Genomic DNA, 26,149 nt, shown 5'->3' on the forward strand with positions numbered 1-26,149 from the left:
TAATACTTAAGAGGTGATAAGGGATGCGGACGACCATTGAAATCAGCAATGAAACCCGGGCTAAACTGAGGGCTCTGGCAGCCAAACGAGGTCTAAGAGGCTATTCAGAAATTGTCAATGAAGCTATTGAGGAATATTTAGCGAGGGTGGAGAGGCGGGAACAAGACATAGCAGAGATCCTAAAACTGGCTGGTAGCTTAAGTGAGGAAGAAAGCCAACAATACGCTGCCCGTACTAAGGAGTTCTGGTCGCGATGGCAGCCGTAACCGATACCTCTATCATTATAGGCTTTTTAAAGGGCCATCAGCCCGAAATTGATTATGTCGAGAGAGCTTTAAAAAGTGGCACCTTAACCATCACTGCTGTTTCAGTTTTTGAGCTTAAAATAGGCCTCATTACTAATAGTAAACGAGAAAAACTGTTGGAGAAGTTTTTCCAGCAGGTCACCATATTACCCTTTGACGGCCCGGCAGCCCTGGCAGCAGCCAAAGTGGAAAATGATCTGCGGGCTAAGGGCGAGGTAATTGGGGTCCCTGATACTCTGATTGCTGGCATCTGCTTGGCCAGAAATCTCCCTTTGTACACCTTGAATGGGGAGCATTTCCGGCGCGTCGCTGGGCTGGAAGTATATGAGTTGCCCCCAGGAACTGCTAATTCACCAGCCGGGCAACGGCAGACTGACTCATAGCTGAACGCGCGAAGAGTTTGCCAGGAAGCATATTCTATTTTTCGGTGGGCTGGGTAGCAGCGTGGGACGTGCCTTCTTTGGTGGAGGAAATGGTAGAACAATACGAACGACTAAAGGGAGGAGAGCACCCGGTATGGCGGGCTGCGTGGCTCCACTGGCGGCTGGTGTGGATACACCCTTTTACGGACGGCAACGGCAGGACGGGGAGATTGCTGATGAACTTTTCTTTGATGAGGGAAGGTTATCCGCCTGCGGTTATTAGGAAGGAAGACCGGGAGCGGTATCTGGAAGCTCTGGAGACAGCTTCTATCGACGGGAATCTGGAACCGTTCGTAGAACTTGTGACGGACCGGCTCACCCAAAGCCTCCATCTTTACCTGGAAGCAGCGGGCGCGCGATAGTCAAATTTAGTACTTTGAGAGGAGCCGGTGGACAGAAGGGCCAGCCGGCTCCTCCCTTCAGGGTTCTGACGTATCCCCACTCTTTGCAGGGCAGGCTGTGGTCTTTGCAATGTGGCCTCATTTATGCTATAATGTAGCTACTGGAGGTGATTTTATGAAAGCGGGTATTAGAGAGGTGAAGAACCGTTTCAGCAAGTACCTCAAACGCGTGAAACAAGGGGAAATCCTCCTCATTACCGAACGTAACATACCCATTGCTAAGCTGGTTCCAATTAGAGATAATGAACAGTTGCCTATTTTAACTCTGATGGAACAGGGAATAGCTTCCTGGCGTGGAGGGAAGCCACAAGGAATGGTCTCGCCGCCAGCGATTCGCAGTACTGCTTGTATTGCAGCTTTGGTTGTGGAGGACCGTCGATGATCTGCTACCTGGATACCAGTGCTCTGGTGAAGCTCTACGTCCAGGAACCAGGCTCAGAGATGGTGCGTAAATTGGTGGACGAAGCTTCTGTAGTATCCACTTGCAAAGTTGCCTATCCAGAAGCACGTGCCGCTCTCGCCCGGGGTTTCCGGGACGGTTTACTGGAGGAAAGGGATTACCACCAGGTTGTCGCTGCTCTGCAAAACGACTGGCCGAGCTACCTTGCCTTGGAAGTATCAGATTCCCTCGCTTGGCTTGCCGGGGAGCTCGCCGAAAAACACCGCCTTAGGGGTTTTGATTCCATTCATCTCGCCGCGGCAGTAACCTTGAAGACACGGGTAAAAGGCCGCGTGGTGGTAGCCTGCTTCGACGACAGGCTGTGGGAAGCTTTATGCGCTGTGGAGCTCGAAGCGGTGCCAGAAGTAAAGCCTTCTCTGTTCCTGGGCGGGTATCCGGTTGAAGCTCGCGGGCCTTAATGAGGATATTTTTGCCCCTGCTGCCTTAGATGCTATCTATGCCATAACCCACGGCTTACCTGGGGGACATTCAAGTGGGTCTAATGAATTATCTCGCCGGTTATATCTTCCGCATTATATAATGTCCAAGGATCAATGGTCAGGCAGTTTGTTTCATCCCTTTTTCCTGTTAAATCCCATGCAGCCGTATTATCCAGGATCGTTAAAGCGTTTCTAAACACATCCTTGTTTTTCAGGGGTTCAAAAACCCCATATAAGAGATTTTTCATATCGTAGCGGGTAACTTTGCCGTCAACGAACTGGCAGATAATGGCGTAATCCCTTTCCTTATCAGCATATACCTGTATTAATGCCGGGGGAATCATGTTTATCACGCTCCTATCTGAGGGGATCGATTTTAAACAGCTCTTTCTTATGATAAGCATTGTGCCAGTTATCCATTAATTCATCCTGGTGCAATAAAGTCCATGCTATGACCAAACTTGCCTGTTTTTTAGGAAGCTGGCCTTTAATAATTACCGCCTTTTGGATATCCACAATGGCATGGTATTCTCCGTATTCTACGTGGAAATGAGGCGGCAAATGTTCGTCGTAAAACATGGAAATCTTGATGCCATAGAACCAACTGATTTGTACCATAGAAAACACCTTCCCGCACTGCCCTGCAAACCTCAGTCGGCTTTGTCATTCCCTAAAGACTGCTTATACCTATAATTATTATACCATGATGTACGCCTCAAAAAAGCCTCTTTCTACCTTATGACATCAAGTCAAAATACGCCTGGCACATAGGAGGTGCCAGGGGTTCTCCTTGACCTATGCCAACGCCACCTACTGGCTCCTACACCCTACTTGTGATTATTGATATTATGGTAAGATTCCTACACCGACCAAGGTCTTTGTCTGACTGTATCTCACAGATGGCTCACAGCATCTCATATTTTTTCTTGCATAAAAAGGCCATGATGTTTATACTAATGCTATAGCCTGGTAATATTACGTGGTACCAAAAGCAGCTTGGGGTGAACTCCCGGTGGCGCGGACTCAGAGTAAAAGAGAAGAGCGCCAAAAAGCCCTTCTGCATTACTTACAAGAACAACCTTTTGCCACCGATGAGGAACTGGCAGCGCGGTTTAAGGTAAGTATTCCCACTATTCGCCTGGATAGGTTAGCTTTAGGTATTCCGGAAGTGCGTGAGCGGGTAAGAAGTTTGGCCCAGGAAGCCAGGGCCCGGATGCGGGGAGTTACGTCAGAAGAGCTGGTAGGCGAGCTGGTGGAGCTCCAGCCGGGGCGTCTGGGTATTTCTTTTTTAGAAATACTGCCGGAAATGCTGTTAAAACCTGGGGGGGTATGCCGGGGATATTATCTCTTTGCGCAAGCCAACTCCTTAGCCCTGGCCACCGTAGGAAAGGAAATGGTGTTGACCAGCAGTGCCCGGGTACGCTATCGCCGGCCGGTGTATGAGGGGGAAAAGGTGATAGCCAGGGCCATGGTGAAAGTTCAGCGGGGTTGTACTTTTTTAGTTTCTGTCCATTCGCGGGTGGGTTCGGAGATAGTTTTCAAAGGGCAATTTGTGATTATAGCGCCTGAAGTACAGACAGAGCAGGAGGAGTGAATCTTTGAAGATAGCCGTAGATGCCATGGGTGGGGATTACGCCCCAGGGGCTGTTGTCCGCGGTGCCTTGGCCGCCGCCCAGGAAGGTATAGCGGATATCATCCTGGTGGGGGATGCCCTGGCCATTGAGAAAGAACTAAAGAATTGTCCTGCGCAGGCTAACTTGGAAATAATACATACGGATCAGGCCATTGCCATGGATGAGCAACCGGCCCTGGCTTTGCGCCGCAAAAGGGAGGCGTCTATTGTTCTGGCTACCCGCCTGGTGAAGGAAGGGAGAGCCCAGGCAGTAGTTTCGGCGGGGAGCACCGGTGCCCAGATGGCAGCAGCCCTTCTTATCCTGGGCCGCAGTGGCAATATACAGCGCCCGGCCATCGCTACCCTGTTGCCCACCCTGGAAGGAGCCAAGCTCTTGCTGGATGCCGGGGCTAATGTAGACTGCCGGCCGGAGAACCTTTACGAATTTGCCCAGATGGGAAGCCTCTATGCCAGCAAAATATTAGGCATCCCCAACCCCCGGGTAGGGCTCATCAATATCGGTACCGAACCTAACAAAGGGAATGAACTCACCCTTAACACTTATGCCCTCCTTAAAAACTCTTCCCTCAATTTTGTGGGCAATGTAGAGAGCAGGGACTTGCCCCGGGGAGTAGCTGATGTCTATGTCTGCGACGGTTTTACCGGTAACATCCTTCTCAAATTCGGGGAGGGTTTGGCCCAGGCTATATTCGCTAAAATCCAGGGAGAGGTAAAGCGCAGCTTTAGCGCGCGCCTGGGCGCGGCTCTTATGTTACCGGCTTTACGGCGGCTGAAACAAGAAGTGGACTATGCCGAGTACGGCGGTGCTCCCCTTTTGGGCGTGCAGGGTATTAGCATTATTTGCCACGGTAGTTCGGATGAGAGGGCTATCAAAAATGCCATCAAAGTAGCGGTGCGCTGTGTGCAGGAAAAATTGGTAGAAAATCTGGGTTACCTGCCCGGAATAAATGAGAGAAAGAAGGTGGAGGATTGTCAGCCCATATCAGGCAGGTAGGAATTATAGGTACTGGTTCTTGCCTGCCAGAAAAGATATTGACTAATCATGATCTGGAAAAAATAGTGGATACTAGCGACGAATGGATACGCACCCGGACCGGAATCCGGGAACGCCGGGTGGCGGGAGACGATACGGCTGCCTCCGATTTGAGTGTAACGGCAGCCGAAAGAGCGCTGGCCAGCGCGGGCGTCTCCCCGGAAGAAATCGACCTCATTATTGTAGCTACGGTTACCCCGGATAACCTCTTCCCGTCCACCGCCTGCCTGGTACAGGAGCGCCTGGGCGCCCAAAAGGCAGCTGCTTTCGATCTGTCGGCGGGTTGCACCGGTTTTCTTTATGCCCTGGGGGTAGGGCAGCAGTTTATCGCCAGCGGGACCTATGAAAAGGTCCTGGTCATAGGGGTGGATCTGCTTACGAAAATTATCAACTGGCAGGACCGCAATACCTGCGTGCTCTTCGGCGATGGAGCCGGTGCTGTGGTCTTGGCTCCCGCTCCTCCGGGAGAAGGGATCTTATCCCTTTACCTGGGTGCCGACGGCAGCGGTGGCCCCTTGTTAATTATACCTGCCGGAGGTTCGCGGCTGCCAGCCTCTCTGGAAACGGTTAACCGGAAGTTGCATACCATCCATATGCAGGGATCGGAGGTCTTTAAATTTGCCGTTCGGATCATGGGAGAGGCCTCTTTAATAGCCCTGGAGAAAGCCGGTCTAAAGAAAGAGGAAGTAGATCTTTTGATTCCCCACCAGGCCAATATTCGCATTATTGAAGCGGCCTTAAAAAGGCTGGGGCTACCGCCGGAAAAGGTGTATGTTAATCTGGACCGCTACGGCAATATGTCCAGCGCCTCCGTTCCCGTGGCCCTGGACGAGGCGCGCCGGGAAGGGAAACTGAAGAGGGGAGATAAGGTGGTTCTGGTGTCCTTCGGGGCCGGCCTTACCTGGGGTGCAGCAGTGGTCAAATGGACTATGGATTAAAAGGGGGCTTAAGGAGCATGTGGCGCACGCCCTTGTGCGATTTACTGAATATCAGGTATCCCATTTTGCAGGGCGGTATGGCCTGGGTGGCCACCGGAGAACTGGCTGCAGCTGTTTCGGCGGCTGGAGGTCTGGGTATCATAGGTGCGGGCAATGCTCCACCGGAAACGGTGCGCCAGGAGATTCGTAAAGTCAGGGAGCGTACTGACCGCCCCTTTGGCGTAAATCTATATTACATGTCCCCTTACATAGAGGAACTGGTGGACTTGGTGGTTGAAGAAAAGGTGCCCGTGGTGACCACCGGAGCCGGCAACCCAGGCAAACACTTGCCCCGGTTCCGCGCGGCGGGCATCAAAGTTATTCCGGTGGTAGCCTCGGTAGCCCTGGCCAAACGGCTGGAGCGCCTGGGTGTAGATGCCCTTATCGCTGAAGGCATGGAATGCGGGGGGCATATAGGGGAGATTACCACCATGGCCCTGGTGCCCCAGATTGTAGAGGCCGTAAAAATCCCGGTTATCGCTGCCGGGGGCATTGCGGACGGGCGCGGAGTGGTAGCTGCGCTAGCCCTGGGAGCCGTGGGGGTCCAGATGGGCACCCGCTTTATCTGTGCCGCTGAGTGCACCGTGCACCCCAATTACAAAGAAGCTATTCTTAAAGCAGAAGATCGCGATACTGTAGTTACGGGCACTCGCGGACACTACGTCCGCGTCCTGCGCAATAAGCTGTCCCGCCAGTTTGAGGAGTTAGCTGCCCGGGGAGCTAGCTGGGAAGAGATGGATAAACTGGGGGCCGGGAAGTTGCGAGCTGCCGCCGTGGATGGCGATGTGGAATACGGGTCGGTAATGGCTGGCCAGATTGCCGCTCTGGTGAAGGAGATTAAGCCGGCGGCAGCTATAATTGAAGAAGTGATGACCGAGGCAGCCCAGATCATGGCTAGGCTGGGCAAGCTGGTAGGAGTATAGGGGGTAAAAGCTTTGCGGGAAGGCATTGTTCTTGTATTTCCCGGCCAGGGTTCTCAATATGTGGGTATGGGAAAGGAGCTGGCGGAAAAGTTTCCGGTGGCGGCGGCTACCCTGGCCGAAGCGGAACGGGTGCTGGGCTGGCCTTTGACCAAGCTTTGCTTTGAGGGGCCGGCGGAGGAATTGGCCTTGACTAGAATTACCCAGCCGGCGGTCCTAGCGGTGGAAGTCGCCTGCTTGCGGGTGCTGCTGGAGGAGGGAGTAAAGCCAGCTGCAGCGGCCGGCCATAGCCTCGGTGAATACGGTGCCCTGGTAGCCGCCGGGAGCCTGGAGTTTAGCGACGCTTTACAGGTAGTGGCTCGCCGGGGAGAGCTGATGGCCAGGGCTTGTGAGCCGGGCAGAGGAGGCATGGCTGCCGTCTTGGGCCTTCCGGCCGAAAAGGTAGAGGAAATTTGTCGCCAGGTGAGGAAGGGCCTGGTGGAACCGGCCAATTACAATGCTCCCGGCCAGGTAGTTATTGCCGGCGATAGAGAGGGTTTAAGGGAGGCGGAGGAGCTGGCCAAAGAAGCCGGGGCCAAGAAAGTGATACCCTTAAACGTAAGCGGGCCCTTCCACTCTTCCCTGATGCGGCCGGCGGCGGAGGGTTTAAAGGAAGTGTTGGCCGCTATCGATATAGCGCCGCCTGGAATTCCCGTAGTGGCCAATGTGACGGCTGATTATTACCTGGCAGATGCCGGGGAAATTCGAGAGCTTCTGGTGGAACAGATGGTACGTCCCGTGCGCTGGGAAGAGTCTATCCAGAAACTGGTGGCGGACGGTTACCGCCAGTTTGTAGAGGTGGGCCCGGGTAGTGTTTTGAGCGGGCTGATTCGCCGCATAGCTCCTGAGGTCACTGTCACCCGAGTAGAAGATAGCGTAACTCTGGCTAAAACACTGGCGCAATTCTGAAGAGGGGGTATAAAATGGTATTGGCGGAGCAGGTGGCCATAGTGACAGGGGGGTCGCGGGGCATTGGCCGGGCCACGGCTTTGACTCTGGGTAAAGCAGGGGCCAGGGTGGTGGTGAATTATCTCCACCAAGAAAGGGCAGCCCAGGAAGTGGTAACCCTTATTGAGCGGCAGGGAGGCCAGGCGCTGGCCCTTAAAGCGGATATTTCCTGTCAATCCGAGGCTCAAGCCCTGGTGGAAAAAGCCCTTGAAGCCTTTGGCCGGGTAGATATCCTGGTAAATAACGCTGGCATTACGCGAGATAACCTTTCCCTGCGAATGAAACCTGAAGAATGGGAAGCGGTTCTACATACTAATTTAACTGGTGTCTTTTTCTGCTGCCAGGCGGCTTTAAAGCCGATGTTACGCCAGAAGTCGGGGCGCATTATCAATGTTACCTCGGTAGTCGGCTTGACAGGTAATGCCGGGCAGGCCAACTATGCGGCAGCCAAGGCGGGTATTATAGGTTTAACGAAGTCCTTGGCCAAGGAGGTTGCTTCCCGCGGTATCCTGGTAAATGCGGTGGCACCTGGTTTTATTTCTACGGATATGACTGAAGAATTAGGGGAAGATGTGCGCCGGGCCTTTTTGGAACGGATCCCCCTAGGCCGCGCAGGTTCCCCGGAAGAGGTGGCAGATGTTATACTTTTCTTGGCTTCACCTGCTTCGCGGTATATTACCGGACAGGTCATTGTAGTTGACGGTGGCCTGACTATGTGACAAGCTAAGGATTATAGGAAGGAGGTGAGGTCAGTGGACAGCATTTTTAACAAGGTCAGGAGTATAGTAGCCGAACAACTAGGGGTAGACGAAGAAGAGATAACTCTGGAAACCTCCTTTGAGGATCTCAATGCCGATTCTTTGGATATTGTTGAACTCATCATGGCCCTAGAAGAAGAGTTCGATATTGAGATCCCCGATGAGGATGCTGAGAAGCTTACCACCATAGGGGCGGCAGTGGAATACATTAAAGAACATACCAAGTAAAAAAGGGTATAAGTCCCGTGGGGAATGATTTTTCTTCCCTACGGGACCATCCTTAGGAATGGCGAGGGAGATCCTTTGCGCAAACGTGTGGTTATAACCGGACTGGGAGTTATTTCACCGGTAGGCAACGACAAAGAAAGTTTCTGGGAGGCGCTTAAAGAGGGCAAATCGGGGATCGGCCCCATCACCCGTTTTGATGCCTCAGGGATGCCTGTGCGCTTTGCGGGGGAAGTGCGTGGCTTTGATCCCAACCTCTTCTTGGATCGTAAAGAGGCTAAGCGCATGGACCGCTTTAGCCAGTACGCCGTAGCCGCAACTAAAATGGCTTTAGAGGATGCCGGATTGGATATAGCCCGGGTGGACCCTGAAAGAGTAGGGGTGGTTTTTGCTACGGGCATTGGCGGTATGGAGACCTTTGAAGAGCAAAGCCGTGTTCTACTGGAAAAAGGCCCCGCCAGGGTCAGCCCCTTCTTTGTGCCCATGATGATCGCCAATATGGCCGCCGGCCAGATTGCCATAAATATCGGTGCCCGGGGAATCAATTTTACAGTAAACACTGCTTGCGCTTCGGGTACCAATGCCGTGGGGGAAGCTTTCCGTGTTTTGCAGCGGGGAGAGGCTGAGGTGGTAGTTACCGGGGGGACCGAAGCCAGCGTTACACCCCTGGCCGTAGCGGGCTTTAGCTCTATGAAAGCCCTGTCCACTCGTAATGAGGACCCCCAGGCTGCCAGCCGGCCTTTTGATCGCCTGAGGGATGGCTTTGTTCTGGGAGAAGGCGCAGGTGTCCTGATACTCGAAACCCTGGAACATGCCCTGGCCCGGGGAGCGCGGATCTATGCCGAAGTAGCCGGTTATGGCTGTACTGCCGATGCTTATCATATAACGGCACCAGACCCTCAAGGCGAGGGCGCGGCTCGCGCTATGGCTTTAGCTCTGGCCGATGCCAACCTTTTGCCGGAAGAAATCGACTATATCAACGCCCACGGAACCTCCACGGATCTCAACGACCGCCTCGAAACCTTGGCCATCAAAAAAGTGTTCGGGCCCCATGCCTATAAGCTGGCTATCAGTTCCATTAAATCCATGATCGGTCACCTGCTGGGAGCAGCCGGGGCAGTAGAGATAGTGGCTACCGCTTTGACTATTTATGAAGGCATTATACCTCCCACCATTAATTATCAGGAACCGGATCCTGATTGCGATCTGGATTATGTACCTAACAAAGCGCGCCAGCAAGAGGTAAGGGCAGCCCTCTCCAATTCTTTCGGCTTTGGCGGCCATAATGCAGTTGTTTTGTTAAAGCGATTGGAGGTATAACACCTGGTGGGGTGGAGTAAGTGGACGCTAAAAGGCGGCAGCAATTAGAAGATTTTCTACAGAAACTTGGTTTACAGGTGCAAGACTTGAGCCTGTTAAACTTGGCCTTAACCCACCCCACTTATGCCTTTGAACATGATCTGCCTGCCCATAACCAACGCCTGGAATTCCTGGGCGATGCGGTCCTGGGGTTGGTGGTGACCGAATGCCTGTACCAGGAGTTTCCTTCCTTACCGGAAGGAGATCTTACACGCTTAAGGGCAGCTATAGTTTGTGAGGCGAGCCTGGCTCGGGCTGCCCGTCGGTTAGGGTTAGGGGACCTGCTTTTGTTGGGCTATGGCGAAGAGCAAAGCGGCGGACGACAGCGCCCCTCTAATTTAGCCGACGCTCTGGAAGCTGTAATAGGCAGTTTATATCTTACAGAAGGTTTATCCGTGGTTCAAAGACTGGTGCGCCAGCTATTTGCTGATTCTCTTAAGGAATTGGACAGCCGGAGGATAATGGATAGTAAAACGAGGTTGCAGGAATGGGTGCAGAAAAGGGGAACGGATAATGTAAGCTATCAGATTTTGGCCGAATGGGGGCCTGATCACGCTAAACAATTTAAAGCAGGAGTTTTTTACCGGGGCAGGTTATTGGCGACTGGTGAAGGGAAGAGTAAAAAAGAAGCTGAACAAGAGGCTGCCCGGGCAGCCCTGGCCTTGCTCATTTCCGCCGAAGAAGGCCCTTCTCCTAGTTGATCAAGGGTTATTACAAAGGAAGGATTTGTAACTTCTGCGTCGAAATAATATTCTATAACTTTTTAGAGCAAGACGCGAGAAAGAAAGTTACACAATCCCTAGTGAGAAACGAATTCCAGATCGAGGGAGGAGGACCATGGAGGTACTAAAGGTATCCGCACAATCTAATCCTAAGGCTGTAGCTGGGGCTCTGGCAGCTGTCTTTCGCCAATACGGTAGAGCGGAAATACAAGCAGTAGGCGCAGGCGCCGTAAACCAAGCAGTTAAAGCTATAGCCATTGCCCGCGGTTTTATCGCACCCAATGGAATCGACCTGGTGATGATCCCCGCCTTTACTGAAATTAATATTGATGGGGAAACAAGAACCGCTATAAGATTTATTGTCGAACCTAGATAAACAATAAAAATTACCAGCGAAAAGGGGAACTGCTCTAAGCGAGCAGTTTCTTTTATGGAGGTCAAAGCATCCTTGTTGCTGAAGGCTCTGGAGATGCAAGGTTTTAAAACCTTCGTGGACAAGATCAGGTTAGAGTTTGGCCCTGGCATCACCTGTATTGTGGGTCCTAACGGGAGCGGTAAAAGCAATATTGTCGATGCCATTGCTTGGGTATTGGGCGAGCAGAGCGCCAGGGTTCTTAGAGGAGCCCATATGGAAGATGTTATTTTTGCCGGCAGCGAAAAACGCCGTCCGGTGGGCCTAGCTGAAGTTACCCTGATTTTAGATAACAGTGATGGCGCTTTACCCCTCGATTATCCGGAAATAGCCATTACGCGGCGTATTATGCGCTCGGGTGAGAGCGAGTACAAGTTGAATAAAGTCCAGTGCCGCTTGCGGGATATACAGGAGCTGTTTTTAGATACGGGCGCAGGTAAGGAAAAATTTGCTATTATAGGCCAAGGGAAGCTAGAAGAGATTTTAACCCTTAAGCCCGAGGAAAGGCGTTTATTTTTAGAAGAAGTAGCCGGCATAGCCCGTTATCGCTGGCGTAAGGAACAGGTGGTACAGCGGCTAATAGAGACGGAACAGAATCTAGTACGCTTAAGGGATATTTTAAATGAGCTAGAATTACAATTACGTCCTTTAAAGCAAGAAGCTGATCGGGCACGGCGGCACCTGAAACTGGTGCGGGTCCTTAAGCTGGTGGAACTGGTCCAGGAGGCGGAAAGGCTCAAAAATTTGGCTAGAAAACGGGATAAGATTTATCAGCTCAGGCGGGAGATTAAGGAAACCCTGGTAAAGCTAGAGAAGGAAAAAGACCAATTAACCCGGATTTTGGCGGAAAAGAGCCGGGAAATTGAGGAAGGGACAATAAAGAAGCAGAAGCTCCAAAGGGCGCTGCAAAACCTCCAGACGCAGCTGGAGCGGGCCTGTGGGGAGAGAGAGCTGGTCAAGCAAAAATTGGAGAGCCTGACCAACCAGTACCGGGAATATCAAAAAGAGGCTTCTTCGCTGGAGCAAGAGGAGAGGCTCCTGAACCAGGAAAGGGAAACTGGTAAGAACCGCCTGGAGGCTTTGCGCGAGGAAGAAGAGAACCTAAGGATAGAAACTGCCAGGCTGGAACAGGTAATAAAAGAAGAGCAAACCTTGAAGGCCAATTGCTTGAATCACCTGGCCCGTTTACAAGAAGAGATGCGCAGGATCGAGGAGGATATTTCCCTCCTTAAAGGTGAACGGACCAGAATGGAAGAGCGCCAGGGGCTGGAAGAACGCCACCTTGGTAGCAGAAAGCAGGAGCTGCAGGAGCTAACCTTGAGGCTCGACCGGCTACAAGGAGAGATAAGCGCCTGGCGTGAAGAACTTAAGGACCTGGAAGCCAGGTTGGAACTCCTGGAGACCGAGAAACATCTGCTGGCCGGTGAACTGCCCTGGCAGGAAAAGGAATTAAAAGAACTGCAGCGCCGTTTAAAATCTCTAGAAGAACGACGCCAGATGGCCCTGGCCAATTTAAGGGTATTGCACCAGGCTCAGCGGGAGCGCGAAGGATTCGGAGAAGGAGTAAAGCTGGTACTGGCTGCCAGCGAGGAAGGAAAAATAGGAACCGGCATCCTGGGGGTAGTAGCCGAAAAAATAGTGGTCCCTCCCGGGCTGGAAAGAGCTATAGAAATAGCCCTGGGTTCGTCGGCTCAAAACATAATTGTGCGCACTGCCCGGGATGCGGAGGAGGCTATTAAATTTCTTAAGGCTTCCCGCCGGGGGCGGGCTACTTTCTTGCCTCTGGAGTGGCTCAGTCCCAGAGCTCTCCCGGTAGATGCCAGGTGGATATTGCAAGAAGAGGGTGTCTTGGGGATAGCTTCGGAACTGGTCCAATATGAAGAGGACTTGAAGCCTGCCGTGCAGTACCTTTTAGGGCACACCATTATTGTAGCCGAACTGAAACAGGCGCTGGCGTTAGCTCCCCGGTTGCGGGCTCCCGTACGGCTGGTCACCCTAGATGGGGAGCTGATTCAACCCCAGGGGCCCATAACCGGTGGAACCGGCTATAAACGGCGCAGTTTCTTCAGCCAAACCTCGGAGATCAGGCGCTGGGAAAGGGAGTTGGCAGAGGTTAATTCCGGGTTGACAGCCGGGAGAGAAGAGGAAAAAGAGCTAACTTCCTCCCTGGAGGAAAGGCGTGGGCAACTTGCCCGGTTGGAGCAGGAGATAGCTACTTTGCGCAATAAAATTCACCTGCTTTTGCAGAAGATAAGCGATGCCGTTGAGGAATCCAAGGGTTTAGAAGAAAAAATAAAGATTAAAAAGGAAGAGTTAGCCCAAATAGCAGGTGTTTCCCTAGGTGCCGGCCACAGGAAAAAGCTCATAGAGGAGGAATTGGCCGCTCTAGGAGCCAAAAAGGAAAGCTTGGAGCAGGAATTGAAAAAAGGCCAGGAGGAGTTGGCCCGGGTAGAGGAAGCCCTGCTGCAGCATCGCCAACAGCTGGCAGGTGTCAAGGCCCGACTGGATACGCTCCAAGTGACGGCCAGGGAGCTTAAGGCCAGTCTGGCTTCTTTAGACAGGCGGTTAGAAAACCTGGTGCGCAAACAGCAAGAGCTTGAGAGAGGGCAGGAAGAAGCTCTGAAGGCCAGTGATAACCTGCAAACTGAATATAATAACTTAGTGGAAAGAATAAAAAGCCTCACTGAAGACTATTCCCGGCTGGAAGCCACCCTTCAGGCCCAGGAAGAGGTTGAAGAGAAACGGCAGGAAGAGCACAACCAGCTCCAGAGCCAAAAAGAGGCGTTGTCCGAGGAAATAGCCAGCTTGAACTGCCGTTTGCAGCGAGAGGAGATAAATTTAGCACGGTTGGAAACTACTATAGAACACGGTTACCAGCAGTTAACGGTTACGTACGGACCCAACTGGCAGGAGGTGGTGGCCAGACCCTATCCTCATTTGACCAGAAAAGCTGAAGAAACAAAAACTAGGCTGGCAGCGGAATTGGAGAAATTGGGCGAAGTTAATCCGGGAACTATTCAGGAATACAAAAGATTGCACGATCGCTACCAGGAGCTGACCTCCGAAATTGCCGATTTAGAGGGCGGTAGATCGGCCCTGCAAAAAGCTCTGCAAGAAATAGATGCTTTTATGGCTCAAAAGCTGCAGGTTACTTTGCATGCTGTGCAAAAAGCCTTTAGTGCCCTTTTTGGCGAGCTTTTTGGCGGGGGTACAGCTGAACTCGTGCTGACCGGAGAAGAAGATATCTTAAAGGCTGGGGTGGAAATTATGGCCCAGCCGCCAGGCAAAAAAACGCGGCATTTGGCTCTGCTTTCGGGAGGAGAAAAGTCCTTAACTGCTTTGGCTTTTATTTTTGCCCTCCTTAAGGTAAGGCCGAGGGCCTTCTGTATCTTCGATGAAATTGACACGGCCTTAGACGATGCCAATGTGGAGCGCTTTGCCAGGCTGCTGCGCTCCTTCGCGGCGCAGACACAATTTATCGTCGTCTCCCACCGTCAGGGCACTATGGAAGCTGCCGACGTGCTTTATGGGGTAACCATGGAAGAAGAAGGTGTTTCCCGTTTGGTTTCGGTGCGCATGGAACAGATTTCGGCCTAAGAGGAGGTACGTGTTTAAAGTTGGAGGTACTAAAAAAGCTCAGACATAGTTTGGCCAAGACCAGGGAAAATATAGCCGGTCGCCTGGTGAACCTTTTGGGAGGAAAAAAACACCTGGATGAGGATTTTTTTGAAGAACTGGAGGAAATCTTACTTACGGCAGATGTGGGCGTCGCTACTACCCTCAGGCTAGTAGAAACGCTGCGCCAGAGGTCCAAGAAAGAAAATATCGTTGATTCCTTTTCCTTGAGTGCTATACTACAAGAAGAAGTGGTAAGCTTGCTGGGCGAAGAGGTGCCGCGCTTAAATTGGTCACCTTCCGCTCCCACTGTTATTCTAATAGTAGGGGTTAACGGCACAGGTAAAACAACCACCATCGGTAAACTTGCTTATCGCCTGCGGCAGCAAGGGAAAAGGGTGATACTGGCGGCTGCTGATACCTTCCGGGCTGCAGCGGCCGAGCAACTGGCTATTTGGGCCGAGCGGGCGGGGGCAGAGCTCATACGGCATCAGCCTGGGGCAGACCCTGGAGCGGTGGTCTTTGATGCCCTGAAGGCGGCGCGTAACCGGCAGGCGGAAGTAGTGCTGGTGGATACGGCCGGTCGCTTACAGACCAAGACCAATTTGATGGAGGAACTGAAAAAAATTCGCCGGGTCATTGAGCGAGAGTTGCCGGGAGCCCCTCACGAGGTGCTATTGGTGTTAGATGCCACCACCGGCCAGAACGCCCTCTCCCAGGCCCGACTTTTCCACGAAGCCGTGGGCGTTACCGGGATCGTTTTAACCAAGCTGGACGGTACGGCCAAAGGCGGGGTTATTTTGGCTATTGTAAACGAGTTAAAGATTCCGGTGAAATTAGTGGGCTTAGGGGAAGGGCTGAATGATTTGGAGGAATTCCGCCCCCGAGAATTCGCCCTGGCTTTATTTGGCGGAAGAGAGGAGTAAAAAGGTTAAGACTTAACACGAAGGGAGAGAACAAGCCTTGGGCAAACTGCTCATCAAAGGGTGTACCATCGTTCCCGTCAGAGGCCCGGTTATTGCCAAGGGGGCTATAGCTATCGAGGATGACCGCCTGGCCTATGTGGGCCCTGAGAGAGACCTGCCTTCCGCCTGGGAAGCCGAAGAAACAATTTTGGCCGAAGATATGGTGGCCCTGCCCGGACTGGTAAACTGCCACACCCATGCGGCCATGACTCTCTTCCGGAGCTACGCAGATGATCTGCCTTTGCGCCAGTGGCTGGAAGACAAAATTTGGCCCCTGGAAGGCAAACTACAAAAGGAGGATATCTACTGGGGCGCCCAGCTAGCTTTAGCGGAAATGATCCGTTCGGGTACCACCACTTTTGCGGATATGTATTTTCATATGGACATGGTGGCCCGGGCCGTAGTAGAGGCCGGAGTGCGGGCTTGCCTCAGCCAGGGCCTTATAGGCGTGCAGGACGTAGCGGGACTCAGGCTGAAGGCAGGGGAAAGTCTGGTTCGCGAGTGGCATGGCGCCGGAGAAGGCCGTATTACTACCATGCTGGGCCCCCATGCTCCTTATACCTGCTCACCTGATTATCTGGTAAAGGTGGCCGACCGGGCCGCCAAGCTGGGTGTAGGCCTGCACATTCATCTGGCCGAAACGAAGCAGGAAGTAGAGGAGATACAGGCCAGATATGGCTTGCGGCCGGTAGCCCATGTAGCCAAATTAGGGTTGTTCCAGGTACCCACTTTAGCCGCTCATTGCGTACATTTAACAGAAGAAGAGATAAACCTTTTGGCCGAGAATAGAGTGGGAGTAGCGCACTGCCCAGAGAGCAACTTGAAATTGGCCAGCGGCGTAGCGCCAGTACCTGCTATGCTGGCCTCTGGGGTGGTGGTGGCCATGGGAACCGACGGCGCTGCTAGCAATAACAACTTGGACCTGCTGGAGGAAACCCGCACGGCTGCCCTCCTGGCTAAAGGGATTTCCGGTGATCCTACTGCCCTTAAGGCAGACGAGGCCCTGGCCATGGCCACTATCAACGGGGCTAAGGCGCTTGGGCTGGAGAAAGATATCGGTAGTTTGGAAGTGGGTAAGAAGGCGGATATTATTCTGGTCAATACTCGGGTACCCCACTGGCAACCCCATAATGATGTAATCGCCCATCTGGTTTACTCGGCCCGGGGGAGCGATGTAGATACGGTTATCGTCAATGGCCGGGTTTTGATGGCCGGCCGCCAGCTAAAAACCCTGGATTTAGAACGAATTTATGCTGAAGTCAACGGCCGGACAGCCTTACTTAAGGGGCTGTCAAAGTAATGCCCTTGACAGCCCGATACAGAGGGGTTATAATCTAAAGCCGATGGCCAACGTTTTAGATCGCCTGACACGCATTGGCCGGTTGTATGATTTTTACGGCCCTCTGCTTACCCCTAAACAGCGTCAATGGCTGGAACTGCACTATCATCATGATCTCTCTCTGGGAGAAATTGCGGCTCTGTGCCAGGTGAGCCGTCAAGCTGTTTATGATGGCCTACAGCGGGCCGAGAAAGCCCTGGAGGAGTATGAAGCTCGTCTGGGGTATTTAGCTCGTTACTTACAGGAAAGGGAAAAATTGGAAGAAATAGTCCGTCACTTGATAACCTTTCGCCAGAGCAAGTGCTGGGAGGAGTTTGAGAAAGCCTTGGAATTGTTGGACCAGCTCCTTACATGGCCATGGGATACTAATGGAGCTCAGGGAGGATCATGATGATGCTTTTCAGTTCCTTGGCGGAAAAACTGCAAAACACGTTAAAGAAACTTAAGGGCAAAGGGAAGCTCACCGAAGCTGATGTCAATGAAGCGCTGAGGGAGATAAGATTCGCTCTGCTAGAAGCAGATGTCAATTTTAAGGTTGTAAAGGATTTCCTGAATAAGGTTAAGGAGAGGGCTGTCGGCCAGGAGGTCTTGAAAAGCCTTACTCCGGGCCAGCAAGTAGTAAAAGTTGTTTATGAAGAATTAACCGCTCTTATGGGGGGTGGTGAAACCAAAATAAATTGGGCCAGCCACCCGCCCACAGTTATAGTGCTAGTAGGGCTCCAGGGAGCGGGCAAGACGACCACAGTGGTCAAATTAGCCTCTCATTGCCACAAACAGGGTCGGCGGCCCCTCTTGGTGGCTGCTGATGTCTATCGCCCGGCGGCCGTTAAACAGCTGCAGATTCTAGGAGAACAGGTAAAGCTACCGGTTTTTAGTTTAGAGGGAGAGCGGAACCCCCTTAAAATTGTACAGCTAGCCTTGGAGCATGCCGGTAAATTTGGCCATGATCCCGTGATTGTGGACACAGCAGGGCGTTTGCATATCAATGAAGAAATGATGGCCGAACTCAGGGCCATAAAGGAAGCCTTTAATCCCCACGAGATACTGCTGGTGCTGGATGCTATGACCGGGCAGGATGCCGTGCGAGTGGCGGAAACTTTTCACCAGCAGCTGGGGTTAACGGGGGTTATTTTGACCAAGTTAGATGGCGATACCCGGGGTGGGGCGGCCCTGTCGGTCCGGGCCGTTACTGGGTGCCCTATTAAATTTATCGGTGTAGGGGAAAAAACTGACGCCCTGGAAACCTTTCATCCGGACCGCATAGCTTCCAGGATTTTGGGCATGGGCGATGTTCTCACTATTATTGAGAAAGCCCAGGCTGCCCTGGACCAGGAGCACGCCCAGGAACTCCAGCGGAAACTGCGGCAGCAGGAATTTACTCTGGAAGACTTTTTGCAGCAGCTAAAGCAGATGAAGAAGATGGGACCCTTGGAGGAGCTCTTAAGCCTTTTGCCGGGTGTAGGCCCCTGGAAGCAACTAAGGGAACTTCAACTGGACCCCAAGGAGCTTCTGCATGTAGAGGCTATCATCCAGTCCATGACACCTGAGGAGAGGCGGAATCCCAGTATTATTAATGCCAGCCGCAAAAGAAGGATCGCCGCAGGTAGCGGTACCCGGGTACAGGATGTTAACCGGTTACTGCGCCAATTTCACGAAGTACAAAAGTTAATGCAGCGTTTGGGCGAGCTCAGCGGAGGTAAGAAGTTCAAAAGTAAGGGAAAATTTCCCTTCTGGTAAGTTAACTTTAATAAGGAGGTGAAAGAGGTACAGTGGCAACCCGAATCAGGCTTAAAAGGATGGGCGCCAAAAAGGCTCCCTTTTACAGACTAGTGGTAGCCGATTCCCGCTCTCCCCGGGATGGCCGGGTAATTGAGGAGCTGGGGTACTATAACCCGGTTCGGCAGCCCGAGGAAATATCCATAGACGAAGAGAAGGCCTTGCGGTGGTTGAATGTAGGGGCTCAGCCCTCGGAAACAGCTCGGGCGCTTTTGAAAAAGGCAGGAGTTTGGCAGAAATTTCTAGCTGCTAAAGAGGCCAAGTAAGCAAGGGGGTGCAACTGTGAAAGAGTTGGTAGAAACTCTGGTTAAGGCTCTTGTGGACAATCCGGAACAAGTAAGCGTAACTCAAATTGAGGGAGAAAAGTCGGTAATCCTGGAGCTGAGGGTAGCACCGTCGGATATGGGGAAGGTTATCGGCAAGCAGGGGCGCATCGCCCGGGCTATTCGTACGGTAGTTAAGGCGGCAGCCGCTCGCGAAGGCAAGCGGGTGGTGGTGGAAATTATTTAGTAAGCTTATGATGGAAAATAGTGGAAAACGCATTGCTGTAGGTAAAGTGATTTCCACCCACGGTCACCGGGGTGAGGTAAAGGTGTGGCCGTGGACGGATTTTCCGGAGCGTTTTCGTCCGGGAACTAGACTTTTTTTGCGCGACGAGGGAAGTTGCTGTTTGACCGTTACCGACTCTCGCCTTCAGGGAAGAAACGTAATCCTCAAGTTTGCTGAAATTCCTGATATGACTGCAGCTGAAAAGCTGCGAGGAGCCATTTTAGAGATAGAACCCTGGGAAGTAGAGCCTTTACCCCCGGGGAGATACTACATTTTTCAGCTGGTAGGTTGCCGCGTGTATACAGAAGAAGGGGAGTTACTGGGGGAGCTCAAGGATGTCCAGCAGACAGGGGCCAATGATGTTTTCATCGTCGGAGGCCCGGGGGCCAAGGAGATTTTAATTCCGGCCCTTAAAGAGGTAGTAAAAGAAATCGATATAGCTAGAAAAACTATCAAGGTGAAGCTATTACCCGGATTGCTGGATTAGGGGGATAAATCTCCAGTGCGGATTGACGTATTAACCCTTTTTCCCGAGATGTTTAGCGGTCCCCTGAACGAGAGCATCATTAAGAGGGCCCGGGAGAAGGGAATATTGCGAATCAATCTAGTAAATATCCGCGATTTCTCCCAGGACAAACACCGCACAGTAGACGATTATCCCTATGGCGGCGGTCCGGGTATGATCTTAAAACCCGAGCCCGTTTTCCGGGCTGTGGAGTTTTTGTTACAAGGGGTAACGGATAAGCGTCCCCCGATAGTTCTTTTCTCTCCCCAGGGAGAGGTGTTTGACCAGGACATGGCCATTGAGCTGGCCAGAGAAGACTGGTTGATTCTTATCTGTGGCCATTACGAAGGCGTGGATGAGAGGATACGCACGCATTTGGCTACCCGGGAAATTTCTATCGGCGACTATGTCCTGACTGGGGGAGAACTGCCGGCCATGGTTTTGATCGATGCTATTACCAGGCTCTTACCGGGAGCCGTGGGGGCAGAAGACGGGCCTTGGGAGGACTCCTTTACCTGGGGCCTACTGGAATACCCTCAATATACGAGACCCCGTTCCTTTCGCGGTCTAGAAGTGCCGGACGTTCTCCTCTCCGGGGATCATGAAAAAATAAGGATCTGGCGCCGGAAGAAGGCCTTGGAACGTACCCTGGAAAGAAGGCCTGATGTTTTAAGCAAGGTTAATCTGACAGAGGAAGACCGTCGTTTATTGGCTGAGATTGTAAAGGAAAGAAAGGACATGATATAATATTTGCTGGTGCACCAGCGGGAAAGGAGGGCTAGGACATGAACATAATGGAGACTCTGGAAAAGGAGCAAATGCGCCAGGATATTCCCTCCTTCAAGCCTGGTGATACTGTCCGGGTGCACATTAAAGTTATAGAAGGTAACCGCGAACGTATCCAGGTTTTTGAAGGTGTGGTCATCGGTCGCCGGGGCAAAGGTTCCCAGGAAACCTTTACCGTACGTCGCGTTTCTTACGGTGTAGCCGTGGAAAGAATTTTCCTGTTGCATTCGCCCCGCATTGAACGCATAGAAGTGGTACGCAGGGGTGACGTGAGGCGCGCTAAGCTGTACTATCTACGGGAGCGCGTGGGCAAGGCGGCTCGCATTAAGGATGAAAGATAGTTATCACAACAAGGGGTTGGTTGAGAGGCAGCCCCTTGTTTAACTTTAGGAGGTCTAAATTGGTGATGGATATGGATATTACGGAAAAAAAAGAAGCAAAGAAGGGGTCCTTCCTTACAGAACTGTTACAAGCTCTGATAATGGCGGGTATCCTGGCTTTTATTATTAGGGCTTTTTTAATAACACCCTTTTATATTCCTTCCCGTTCCATGGAACCCACCCTTTACCCTGGGGATCGTATACTCGTTAACCGGCTGGCCTACCGTTTTGGTGAACCTCAGCGGGGAGATGTAGTAGTTTTTCGTTATCCCCTAGAACCTAACCGTGATTATATTAAGCGGGTCATTGCTGTGGGTGGTGATACGGTAGAAGCCCATGACAATAAGATTTATGTTAACGGCGAACCTCTGGTAGAAACCTATCTGCCTCCTGGAGTGGTTTATAGCAATTTTGGTCCCCTAAAAGTTCCGCCCAATACTTATTTCATGATGGGAGATAACCGAAATATTAGTGCAGATAGTCGTGTTTGGGGCCCCTTGGAGCGCAAATTTATTATTGGTAAGGCGGTGCTCATTTTTTGGCCTTTAAACCGGCTGGGCCTGATAAGATAAGTAGGTGAGGCTGTGCCTGTCCCTTTAACTTTGCAGCGTTATTTGAAGGTAGTGGATGTGGTACTCGAGGTGGTAGATGCCCGTTTGCCTGCTTCTAGTCGCCACCCTGAACTAGGAAAATTATTAAGGGACAAAAATTTAATCCTTGTTTTAAACAAGGCTGACTTGGCCCACCCACTGGCTACCAGGAAGTGGCTAAATTATTTTAACCTACAGGGAACCCCAGCAGTAGCGGTCAACTCCAAAACAGGTGAGGGGTTAAACAGATTAAAGCAAATGCTTAAGGAACTTGCCACTCGTAAAAAGGAAAAGTTAAGCCGGCGAGGAATTCAGCGGTCCGTTCTAAGGGTTATGATAGCGGGCATTCCCAATGTAGGCAAATCCTCCTTGCTCAACCGGCTGGTGGGTAAGGCCGTAACTCGGACCGGGGACCGACCGGGTATAACGAGGGGACCTCAGTGGGTGCGCCGGCCGGACGGGTGGGAGATATTGGACACCCCGGGAATTGTAACTTTCCCGCAGGGGGACTCCAGGGAGGCCTTGCTCCTGGCGGCTTTGGGCTGCGTTCCTGAAGTAATAGCTCAGCCGGAAAAAATAGCCGGCGAACTGGTAAGGGTGCTCCAACAGCAGGATCGCTGGAAAAGTGAGGAACCGACGGAGGAAATCCTGGAAGAAATCGGCCGGCAACGCGGCTTTTTGTTAACAGGGGGTGAAGTAGACCAGGAAAGGGCGGCCTTGAGCTTGATCAACGAGTTCCGTCGAGGCGAGCTAGGAAGGATAACCCTGGAATGGCCAGGGGAGGAGAGGAAGGAAGGCATTGATGAGGGCGAAGGGGGAGGGTAGAAGTGGAGTATGAAAACAAAATAACTGTCTTAATTGCTGACGATCATCCGCTGGTGCGGGAGGGAATACGCAAAATTCTGGCTTTGGACTCCCGCCTGGTAGTGGTGGGCGAAGCGGAGGATGGTAAAAAAGCCATAGATTTAGCCCGGCATTTGAAGCCTCGCGTTATTTTGATGGATATCAACCTGCCTGTTTTAAACGGTATTGAGGCCACCAAAATCATCCGGCAAGAGGTGCCGCAAGCAGCGGTTATAGCTCTAACTATACATGACGATGAAGAGTATATAGTCGAATTATTGAAGGCCGGAGTCGCTGGCTATATTCTAAAGGATATCAGTGCGGAAGGGCTCCTTAATGCAGTTTTACAAGTGGCTGAGGGTATTCCTGCCATGCACCCGGGTGTAACCAAAAAGGTATTACGCTTTTTGCAAGAAGTCAAGGTGGATAAAGGGCAAGGGGCTGAAGTAAACCTAACTCCTCGAGAAAAGGAAATCTTAGCCTATGTAAGCAAGGGAGCTTCCAATCGGCAGATAGCCACTCGATTATATATCAGCGAAAAAACTGTTAAAAACCATTTAACAAGGATATTTCGCAAGATCGGGGTACAAGACCGCACACAGGCAGCAGTTTACGCCTTGAAACATGGGCTTACTGATGTTAATCTAAAATAGGTGAGTTGGGGGATGGAGGAGGAGCTTTATACCTGGGAACGGAACTTGCTTTCCCAGGGGATAAATTACATAGCCGGGGTTGATGAAGTAGGGCGAGGTCCCCTGGCGGGGCCGGTGGCTGCCGGTGCCGTAATTTTACCTGCAGGACTATACCTGCCAGGCTTGGCGGATTCCAAGAAGCTATCACCCCGGCAGCGAGAGATTTTAGCAGTGGAAATAAAGGAAAAGAGCCTGGCTTGGGCTATAGGGTGGGCTTCGGTCGTGGAGATAGACTGTTTAAATATTGCCGTGGCTGCTCGTTTGGCCATGCAGCGAGCGGTAGCGGCCTTAAAGCTTACACCCCAGCATATTCTGGTAGATGCTTTTTATCTGCCGGGCATAAAAATTCCCCAGACCCCTTTGGTGGGGGGAGATACTTTAAGCGCGTCTATAGCTGCTGCGGCTATTATAGCCAAAGTGGCCAGGGATAAGCTTATGGAAAATTATGACAAAGCCTTTCCCGGATACGGTTTTAGCCGGCATAAAGGATATCCCACTCCCGAACATCGGGCAGCCCTAGCCCTACGCGGTCCCAGCCCTATCCACCGGCGCAGCTTTAAGCTGGAGAGTTTAGGAAACAGCAGGAATTCTGCTCTCAGTGGCGAATAGATACATAGATTTTTGTTCAATTTTTTTGAGGAGGTGTTCAAAAATACTATATCAATATATCATTGTGGCTGTATTTTTGCTGGGAGCTATAGGCGTAGCTGTGGCTGCGATAGTCACTAACTGGTTTGTAAGGCCCAAAGGGGTAGCAGCAGGTGATAAGCAGGAAACTTATGAGTGCGGGCTGCAAACCAAAGGGCCCACATGGGTCCAATTTAAAATCAGTTATTTTCTTTATGCCCTTATCTTCTTGTTGTTTGATGTGGAGACTGTTTTCTTGTATCCCTGGGCGGTGAAGTTCAAAGTTCTGGGTTTATTTGCCTTTATTGAAATGCTCATTTTCATTGCCATCCTGGTCCTGGGCCTCTGGTACGCGTGGAAGGAGGGAGCACTGGAGTGGCTATAGTAAGGTTAAAACCCCAGGAAGTGGAAATGCCCCAGAATATACTTCTGGCTTCTCTGGAAAAACTGCTGAATTATTGCCGGGCTCACTCCTTTTGGCCGCTTACTTTTGGCCTGGCCTGTTGTGCCATTGAAATGATGGCCACCGGCGGAGCCCGCTATGATATAGCCCGCTTCGGCTACGAAGTATTTCGTCCTTCTCCGCGCCAGGCGGACCTAATGATCGTGGCCGGTACCGTGACGCACAAGATGGCGCCTTTGGTAAGAAGGCTGTATGAGCAAATGCCGGCCCCCAAGTGGGTTTTAGCCATGGGAAGCTGCGCCATTAGCGGCGGCCCTTTTGTAGATTCTTATAACGTTGTCCCCGGCGTGGATACCATTGTACCGGTGGATGTTTACGTTCCCGGGTGTCCTCCGCGACCGGAAGCGTTGATCCATGGTCTGCTAAAGTTAAGGGACAAAGTTATAAATCCTGAAATCACGTTGGTGAAGCAAAAATGATGGAGTTAAAAGAGCGTTTTCCCGGCCTTGAGCTTAGCGAAGGCCTCGATATGCCTACGTTATTAGTACCGGTGGAACAATTTTTGGAAGTTATGGTTGCGTTAAAAGAAGAATATGGTTTTAATTTTCTGGCCGACTTGACAGGCGTGGACTTGCCAGCTGAAGAACAGTTAATTTTGGTATACCATTTGTTGGCGGTGCCCGGGGGGCAAGCAATTCGAGTTAAAGTGCAGGTACCGCGCGCGAAACCCCAGGTACCTTCTCTAGTTAATTTGTGGCCGGCGGCCAACGTACAGGAGAGGGAAACTTATGACCTGCTGGGGGTAGTCTTTTCCGGCCACCCCCATTTAAAGCGCATTCTGTGCCCGGATGATTTTACAGGTCATCCGTTGCGGAAGGATTTCCTAATAGCTAGAGAGGAAGGGGTGAGCGCGAATGAAACCTGAGCCTCAGCTGGCCACCGAAGAGATAATTCTTAATATGGGTCCACAGCATCCCAGTACCCATGGGGTTTACCGGGCTATACTCACGCTGGATGGCGAGACGGTGGTAGGGGTAGAAAATGTTATAGGTTATCTCCACCGGGGTATCGAGAAGCTGGCTGAAGACCGGACCTACACCCAGGTGATCCCCTATACGGATCGTTTGGATTACCTGGCTGCCATGCTTAACAATTTGGGATACGTGCAGACAGTAGAAAAGCTCATGGGTATTGAAGTGCCTGAAAGGGCCGAGTACTTGCGCATTATTATGGCGGAACTTTCCCGTATAGCTAGCCACCAGGTAATGCTGGCTTCTATGGCTCTAGACGTAAGCGGCTGGACGGCCTGGTTTCCGCCTTTCCGGGACCGGGAGAAGATCCTGGATCTTTTTGAAATGACTTGTGGTTCCCGCCTAACCTTAAGCTACATGCGCATTGGCGGTGTGGCCGCCGACATTCCTTCTGAATTTATCCCGGCCTTGAAAAGCTTCCTGGCCGAACTCCCCCGGGGGCTAGAGGAGCTGAACGGCCTTATTACGGGAAATGAAATTTTCCAGGCCCGTTGCCGGGGAGTGGGTAAGATCGATTTGCAAACAGCCCTGGCTTACGGTATTACTGGGCCCAATTTAAGGGCCTGCGGTTTGCCCTTTGATCTGCGTAAAGTTAAACCCTACGGTATTTATGACCGCTTCGAATTTGAGGTTCCTACCTTAAGTAATGGCGATGCCTATGACCGCTTTGTAATCCGGATTTTAGAGATAGAGCAGAGCGCTAGGATCATTGAGCAAGCTCTAAGGGATTTGCCCGAGGGTCCCATAATGGCCAAGGTGCCGAGGGTAATAAGACCGCCCAAGGGGGAAGTTTACCACCAGATTGAAGGGGCCAAGGGGATTTTAGGATTTTACCTGGTAAGCGATGGTTCAACCAAGCCCTACCGGCTGCATATTCATAGCCCTTCCTTTGTGAATTTAGGGGCCTTTCCCCTGATGGCCTATGGCGGAACCATCCAGGACGCAGTGGTCACCCTGGCCTCTATTGATATAGTGCTGGGCGAGGTGGACCGGTAAGGGAAAAAGAATTTTATCT

At 51.8% G+C, this 26,149-nt stretch carries 35 protein-coding genes; 33 read left to right on the forward strand and 2 right to left on the reverse strand.

Annotated elements, in window-relative coordinates:
• The first annotated feature begins 23 nt into the window (after nt 1-23).
• From AC1BI1_RS01730 to AC1BI1_RS01750, 5 genes are all read left to right on the forward strand, one after another.
• Nucleotides 24-266 carry a CopG family ribbon-helix-helix protein gene (locus tag AC1BI1_RS01730; RefSeq protein ID WP_476715543.1) on the forward strand — a complete coding sequence of 81 codons (243 nt, stop codon included), beginning with the start codon at nt 24-26 and terminating at the stop codon, nt 264-266.
• Nucleotides 254-688: a type II toxin-antitoxin system VapC family toxin gene (locus AC1BI1_RS01735; protein WP_476715544.1), complete on the forward strand. Its 435-nt coding sequence runs from the start codon at nt 254-256 to the stop codon at nt 686-688. Before AC1BI1_RS01730 ends, AC1BI1_RS01735 begins: the two co-directional genes overlap by 13 nt.
• A gap of 17 nt (nt 689-705) precedes the next feature.
• Nucleotides 706-1,089: a Fic family protein gene (locus tag AC1BI1_RS01740; protein WP_476715545.1), complete on the forward strand. Its 384-nt coding sequence runs from the start codon at nt 706-708 to the stop codon at nt 1,087-1,089.
• A gap of 154 nt (nt 1,090-1,243) precedes the next feature.
• Nucleotides 1,244-1,510, forward strand: coding sequence for a type II toxin-antitoxin system Phd/YefM family antitoxin (locus AC1BI1_RS01745; RefSeq protein WP_476715546.1), 267 nt, complete (start codon nt 1,244-1,246; stop codon nt 1,508-1,510).
• Nucleotides 1,507-1,986, forward strand: coding sequence for a type II toxin-antitoxin system VapC family toxin (locus AC1BI1_RS01750; protein WP_476715547.1), 480 nt, complete (start codon nt 1,507-1,509; stop codon nt 1,984-1,986). Before AC1BI1_RS01745 ends, AC1BI1_RS01750 begins: the two co-directional genes overlap by 4 nt.
• A gap of 80 nt (nt 1,987-2,066) precedes the next feature.
• Here AC1BI1_RS01750 and AC1BI1_RS01755 read toward each other — a convergent pair whose 3' ends face one another.
• Both AC1BI1_RS01755 and AC1BI1_RS01760 read right to left on the reverse strand, forming a co-directional pair.
• Nucleotides 2,067-2,351, reverse strand: coding sequence for a DUF2442 domain-containing protein (locus tag AC1BI1_RS01755; RefSeq protein ID WP_476715548.1), 285 nt, complete (start codon nt 2,349-2,351; stop codon nt 2,067-2,069).
• A gap of 13 nt (nt 2,352-2,364) precedes the next feature.
• A complete protein-coding gene (locus tag AC1BI1_RS01760; RefSeq protein WP_054937554.1) occupies nt 2,365-2,625 on the reverse strand; it encodes a DUF4160 domain-containing protein in 261 nt (86 codons plus the stop codon).
• A gap of 394 nt (nt 2,626-3,019) precedes the next feature.
• Here AC1BI1_RS01760 and fapR point away from each other — a divergent pair, with 394 nt between their 5' ends.
• The 28 genes from fapR (at nt 3,020) to AC1BI1_RS01900 (ending at nt 26,130) form a co-directional block, all read left to right on the forward strand.
• Nucleotides 3,020-3,601 carry a transcription factor FapR gene (fapR, locus tag AC1BI1_RS01765; protein ID WP_476715549.1) on the forward strand — a complete coding sequence of 194 codons (582 nt, stop codon included), beginning with the start codon at nt 3,020-3,022 and terminating at the stop codon, nt 3,599-3,601.
• 4 nt (nt 3,602-3,605) lie between these two features.
• Complete coding sequence (plsX, locus tag AC1BI1_RS01770; protein ID WP_476715550.1) at nt 3,606-4,634, forward strand: phosphate acyltransferase PlsX; 1,029 nt, start codon at nt 3,606-3,608, stop codon at nt 4,632-4,634.
• Nucleotides 4,622-5,611: a beta-ketoacyl-ACP synthase III gene (locus AC1BI1_RS01775; protein ID WP_476715748.1), complete on the forward strand. Its 990-nt coding sequence runs from the start codon at nt 4,622-4,624 to the stop codon at nt 5,609-5,611. The genes plsX and AC1BI1_RS01775 overlap by 13 nt, the downstream gene beginning before the upstream one ends.
• 17 nt (nt 5,612-5,628) lie before the next feature.
• Complete coding sequence (gene fabK / locus AC1BI1_RS01780; RefSeq protein ID WP_476715551.1) at nt 5,629-6,573, forward strand: enoyl-[acyl-carrier-protein] reductase FabK; 945 nt, start codon at nt 5,629-5,631, stop codon at nt 6,571-6,573.
• 12 nt (nt 6,574-6,585) lie between these two features.
• Nucleotides 6,586-7,518, forward strand: a complete 933-nt coding sequence (gene fabD / locus AC1BI1_RS01785; protein ID WP_476715552.1) for an ACP S-malonyltransferase — start codon at nt 6,586-6,588, stop codon at nt 7,516-7,518.
• A 14-nt stretch (nt 7,519-7,532) separates the two neighbouring features.
• On the forward strand, nt 7,533-8,276 hold the full coding sequence (gene fabG / locus AC1BI1_RS01790; protein WP_476715553.1) for a 3-oxoacyl-[acyl-carrier-protein] reductase: 744 nt from the start codon (nt 7,533-7,535) through the stop codon (nt 8,274-8,276).
• 33 nt (nt 8,277-8,309) lie between these two features.
• Nucleotides 8,310-8,543: an acyl carrier protein gene (acpP, locus tag AC1BI1_RS01795; RefSeq protein ID WP_476715554.1), complete on the forward strand. Its 234-nt coding sequence runs from the start codon at nt 8,310-8,312 to the stop codon at nt 8,541-8,543.
• Nucleotides 8,544-8,618: 75 nt separating this feature from the next.
• On the forward strand, nt 8,619-9,860 hold the full coding sequence (gene fabF, locus AC1BI1_RS01800; RefSeq protein ID WP_476715555.1) for a beta-ketoacyl-ACP synthase II: 1,242 nt from the start codon (nt 8,619-8,621) through the stop codon (nt 9,858-9,860).
• A 20-nt stretch (nt 9,861-9,880) separates the two neighbouring features.
• Entirely contained in the window at nt 9,881-10,600 is a 720-nt protein-coding gene (gene rnc, locus AC1BI1_RS01805; RefSeq protein WP_476715556.1) for a ribonuclease III, read from the forward strand.
• A 136-nt stretch (nt 10,601-10,736) separates the two neighbouring features.
• Nucleotides 10,737-10,997 carry a stage V sporulation protein S gene (locus AC1BI1_RS01810; RefSeq protein WP_173298941.1) on the forward strand — a complete coding sequence of 87 codons (261 nt, stop codon included), beginning with the start codon at nt 10,737-10,739 and terminating at the stop codon, nt 10,995-10,997.
• 54 nt (nt 10,998-11,051) lie between these two features.
• Complete coding sequence (gene smc / locus AC1BI1_RS01815; protein WP_476715557.1) at nt 11,052-14,630, forward strand: chromosome segregation protein SMC; 3,579 nt, start codon at nt 11,052-11,054, stop codon at nt 14,628-14,630.
• Nucleotides 14,631-14,650: 20 nt separating this feature from the next.
• Nucleotides 14,651-15,574, forward strand: a complete 924-nt coding sequence (gene ftsY, locus AC1BI1_RS01820; protein WP_476715558.1) for a signal recognition particle-docking protein FtsY — start codon at nt 14,651-14,653, stop codon at nt 15,572-15,574.
• Between the two features lie 37 nt (nt 15,575-15,611).
• A complete protein-coding gene (locus tag AC1BI1_RS01825; protein WP_476715559.1) occupies nt 15,612-16,913 on the forward strand; it encodes an amidohydrolase in 1,302 nt (433 codons plus the stop codon).
• Nucleotides 16,914-16,956: 43 nt separating this feature from the next.
• Nucleotides 16,957-17,343, forward strand: coding sequence for a YlxM family DNA-binding protein (gene ylxM / locus AC1BI1_RS01830; protein ID WP_476715560.1), 387 nt, complete (start codon nt 16,957-16,959; stop codon nt 17,341-17,343).
• Nucleotides 17,344-17,345: 2 nt separating this feature from the next.
• Nucleotides 17,346-18,689 (forward strand): signal recognition particle protein, encoded by a 1,344-nt coding sequence (ffh, locus tag AC1BI1_RS01835; protein WP_476715561.1) that lies wholly within the window; start codon nt 17,346-17,348, stop codon nt 18,687-18,689.
• 32 nt (nt 18,690-18,721) lie between these two features.
• Nucleotides 18,722-18,994 carry a 30S ribosomal protein S16 gene (gene rpsP / locus AC1BI1_RS01840; protein WP_476715562.1) on the forward strand — a complete coding sequence of 91 codons (273 nt, stop codon included), beginning with the start codon at nt 18,722-18,724 and terminating at the stop codon, nt 18,992-18,994.
• A 16-nt stretch (nt 18,995-19,010) separates the two neighbouring features.
• On the forward strand, nt 19,011-19,238 hold the full coding sequence (locus AC1BI1_RS01845; protein ID WP_476715563.1) for a KH domain-containing protein: 228 nt from the start codon (nt 19,011-19,013) through the stop codon (nt 19,236-19,238).
• 10 nt (nt 19,239-19,248) lie between these two features.
• Complete coding sequence (gene rimM / locus AC1BI1_RS01850; RefSeq protein WP_476715564.1) at nt 19,249-19,764, forward strand: ribosome maturation factor RimM; 516 nt, start codon at nt 19,249-19,251, stop codon at nt 19,762-19,764.
• A 15-nt stretch (nt 19,765-19,779) separates the two neighbouring features.
• Nucleotides 19,780-20,529: a tRNA (guanosine(37)-N1)-methyltransferase TrmD gene (gene trmD, locus AC1BI1_RS01855; RefSeq protein ID WP_476715565.1), complete on the forward strand. Its 750-nt coding sequence runs from the start codon at nt 19,780-19,782 to the stop codon at nt 20,527-20,529.
• 38 nt (nt 20,530-20,567) lie between these two features.
• The gene (gene rplS / locus AC1BI1_RS01860; protein WP_476715566.1) at nt 20,568-20,909 is read left to right on the forward strand and encodes a 50S ribosomal protein L19; all 342 of its coding nucleotides are present in this window, start codon (nt 20,568-20,570) and stop codon (nt 20,907-20,909) included.
• Nucleotides 20,910-20,974: 65 nt separating this feature from the next.
• Nucleotides 20,975-21,520, forward strand: a complete 546-nt coding sequence (gene lepB / locus AC1BI1_RS01865) for a signal peptidase I (protein WP_476715749.1) — start codon at nt 20,975-20,977, stop codon at nt 21,518-21,520.
• A gap of 12 nt (nt 21,521-21,532) precedes the next feature.
• Nucleotides 21,533-22,363, forward strand: coding sequence for a ribosome biogenesis GTPase YlqF (ylqF, locus tag AC1BI1_RS01870; RefSeq protein ID WP_476715567.1), 831 nt, complete (start codon nt 21,533-21,535; stop codon nt 22,361-22,363).
• Between the two features lie 2 nt (nt 22,364-22,365).
• The gene (locus tag AC1BI1_RS01875; RefSeq protein WP_476715568.1) at nt 22,366-23,034 is read left to right on the forward strand and encodes a response regulator; all 669 of its coding nucleotides are present in this window, start codon (nt 22,366-22,368) and stop codon (nt 23,032-23,034) included.
• Nucleotides 23,035-23,046: 12 nt separating this feature from the next.
• The gene (locus tag AC1BI1_RS01880; RefSeq protein ID WP_476715569.1) at nt 23,047-23,682 is read left to right on the forward strand and encodes a ribonuclease HII; all 636 of its coding nucleotides are present in this window, start codon (nt 23,047-23,049) and stop codon (nt 23,680-23,682) included.
• A gap of 43 nt (nt 23,683-23,725) precedes the next feature.
• Entirely contained in the window at nt 23,726-24,085 is a 360-nt protein-coding gene (locus AC1BI1_RS01885; protein ID WP_476715750.1) for an NADH-quinone oxidoreductase subunit A, read from the forward strand.
• Between the two features lie 26 nt (nt 24,086-24,111).
• Nucleotides 24,112-24,582 (forward strand): NADH-quinone oxidoreductase subunit B, encoded by a 471-nt coding sequence (locus AC1BI1_RS01890; protein WP_476715751.1) that lies wholly within the window; start codon nt 24,112-24,114, stop codon nt 24,580-24,582.
• Nucleotides 24,579-25,028: an NADH-quinone oxidoreductase subunit C gene (locus AC1BI1_RS01895; protein WP_476715570.1), complete on the forward strand. Its 450-nt coding sequence runs from the start codon at nt 24,579-24,581 to the stop codon at nt 25,026-25,028. Before AC1BI1_RS01890 ends, AC1BI1_RS01895 begins: the two co-directional genes overlap by 4 nt.
• Nucleotides 25,018-26,130: an NADH-quinone oxidoreductase subunit D gene (locus AC1BI1_RS01900; protein WP_476715571.1), complete on the forward strand. Its 1,113-nt coding sequence runs from the start codon at nt 25,018-25,020 to the stop codon at nt 26,128-26,130. Before AC1BI1_RS01895 ends, AC1BI1_RS01900 begins: the two co-directional genes overlap by 11 nt.
• Nucleotides 26,131-26,149 lie beyond the last annotated feature (19 nt).

It is taken from the genome of Thermanaeromonas sp. DSM 22490, from assembly GCF_056378755.1.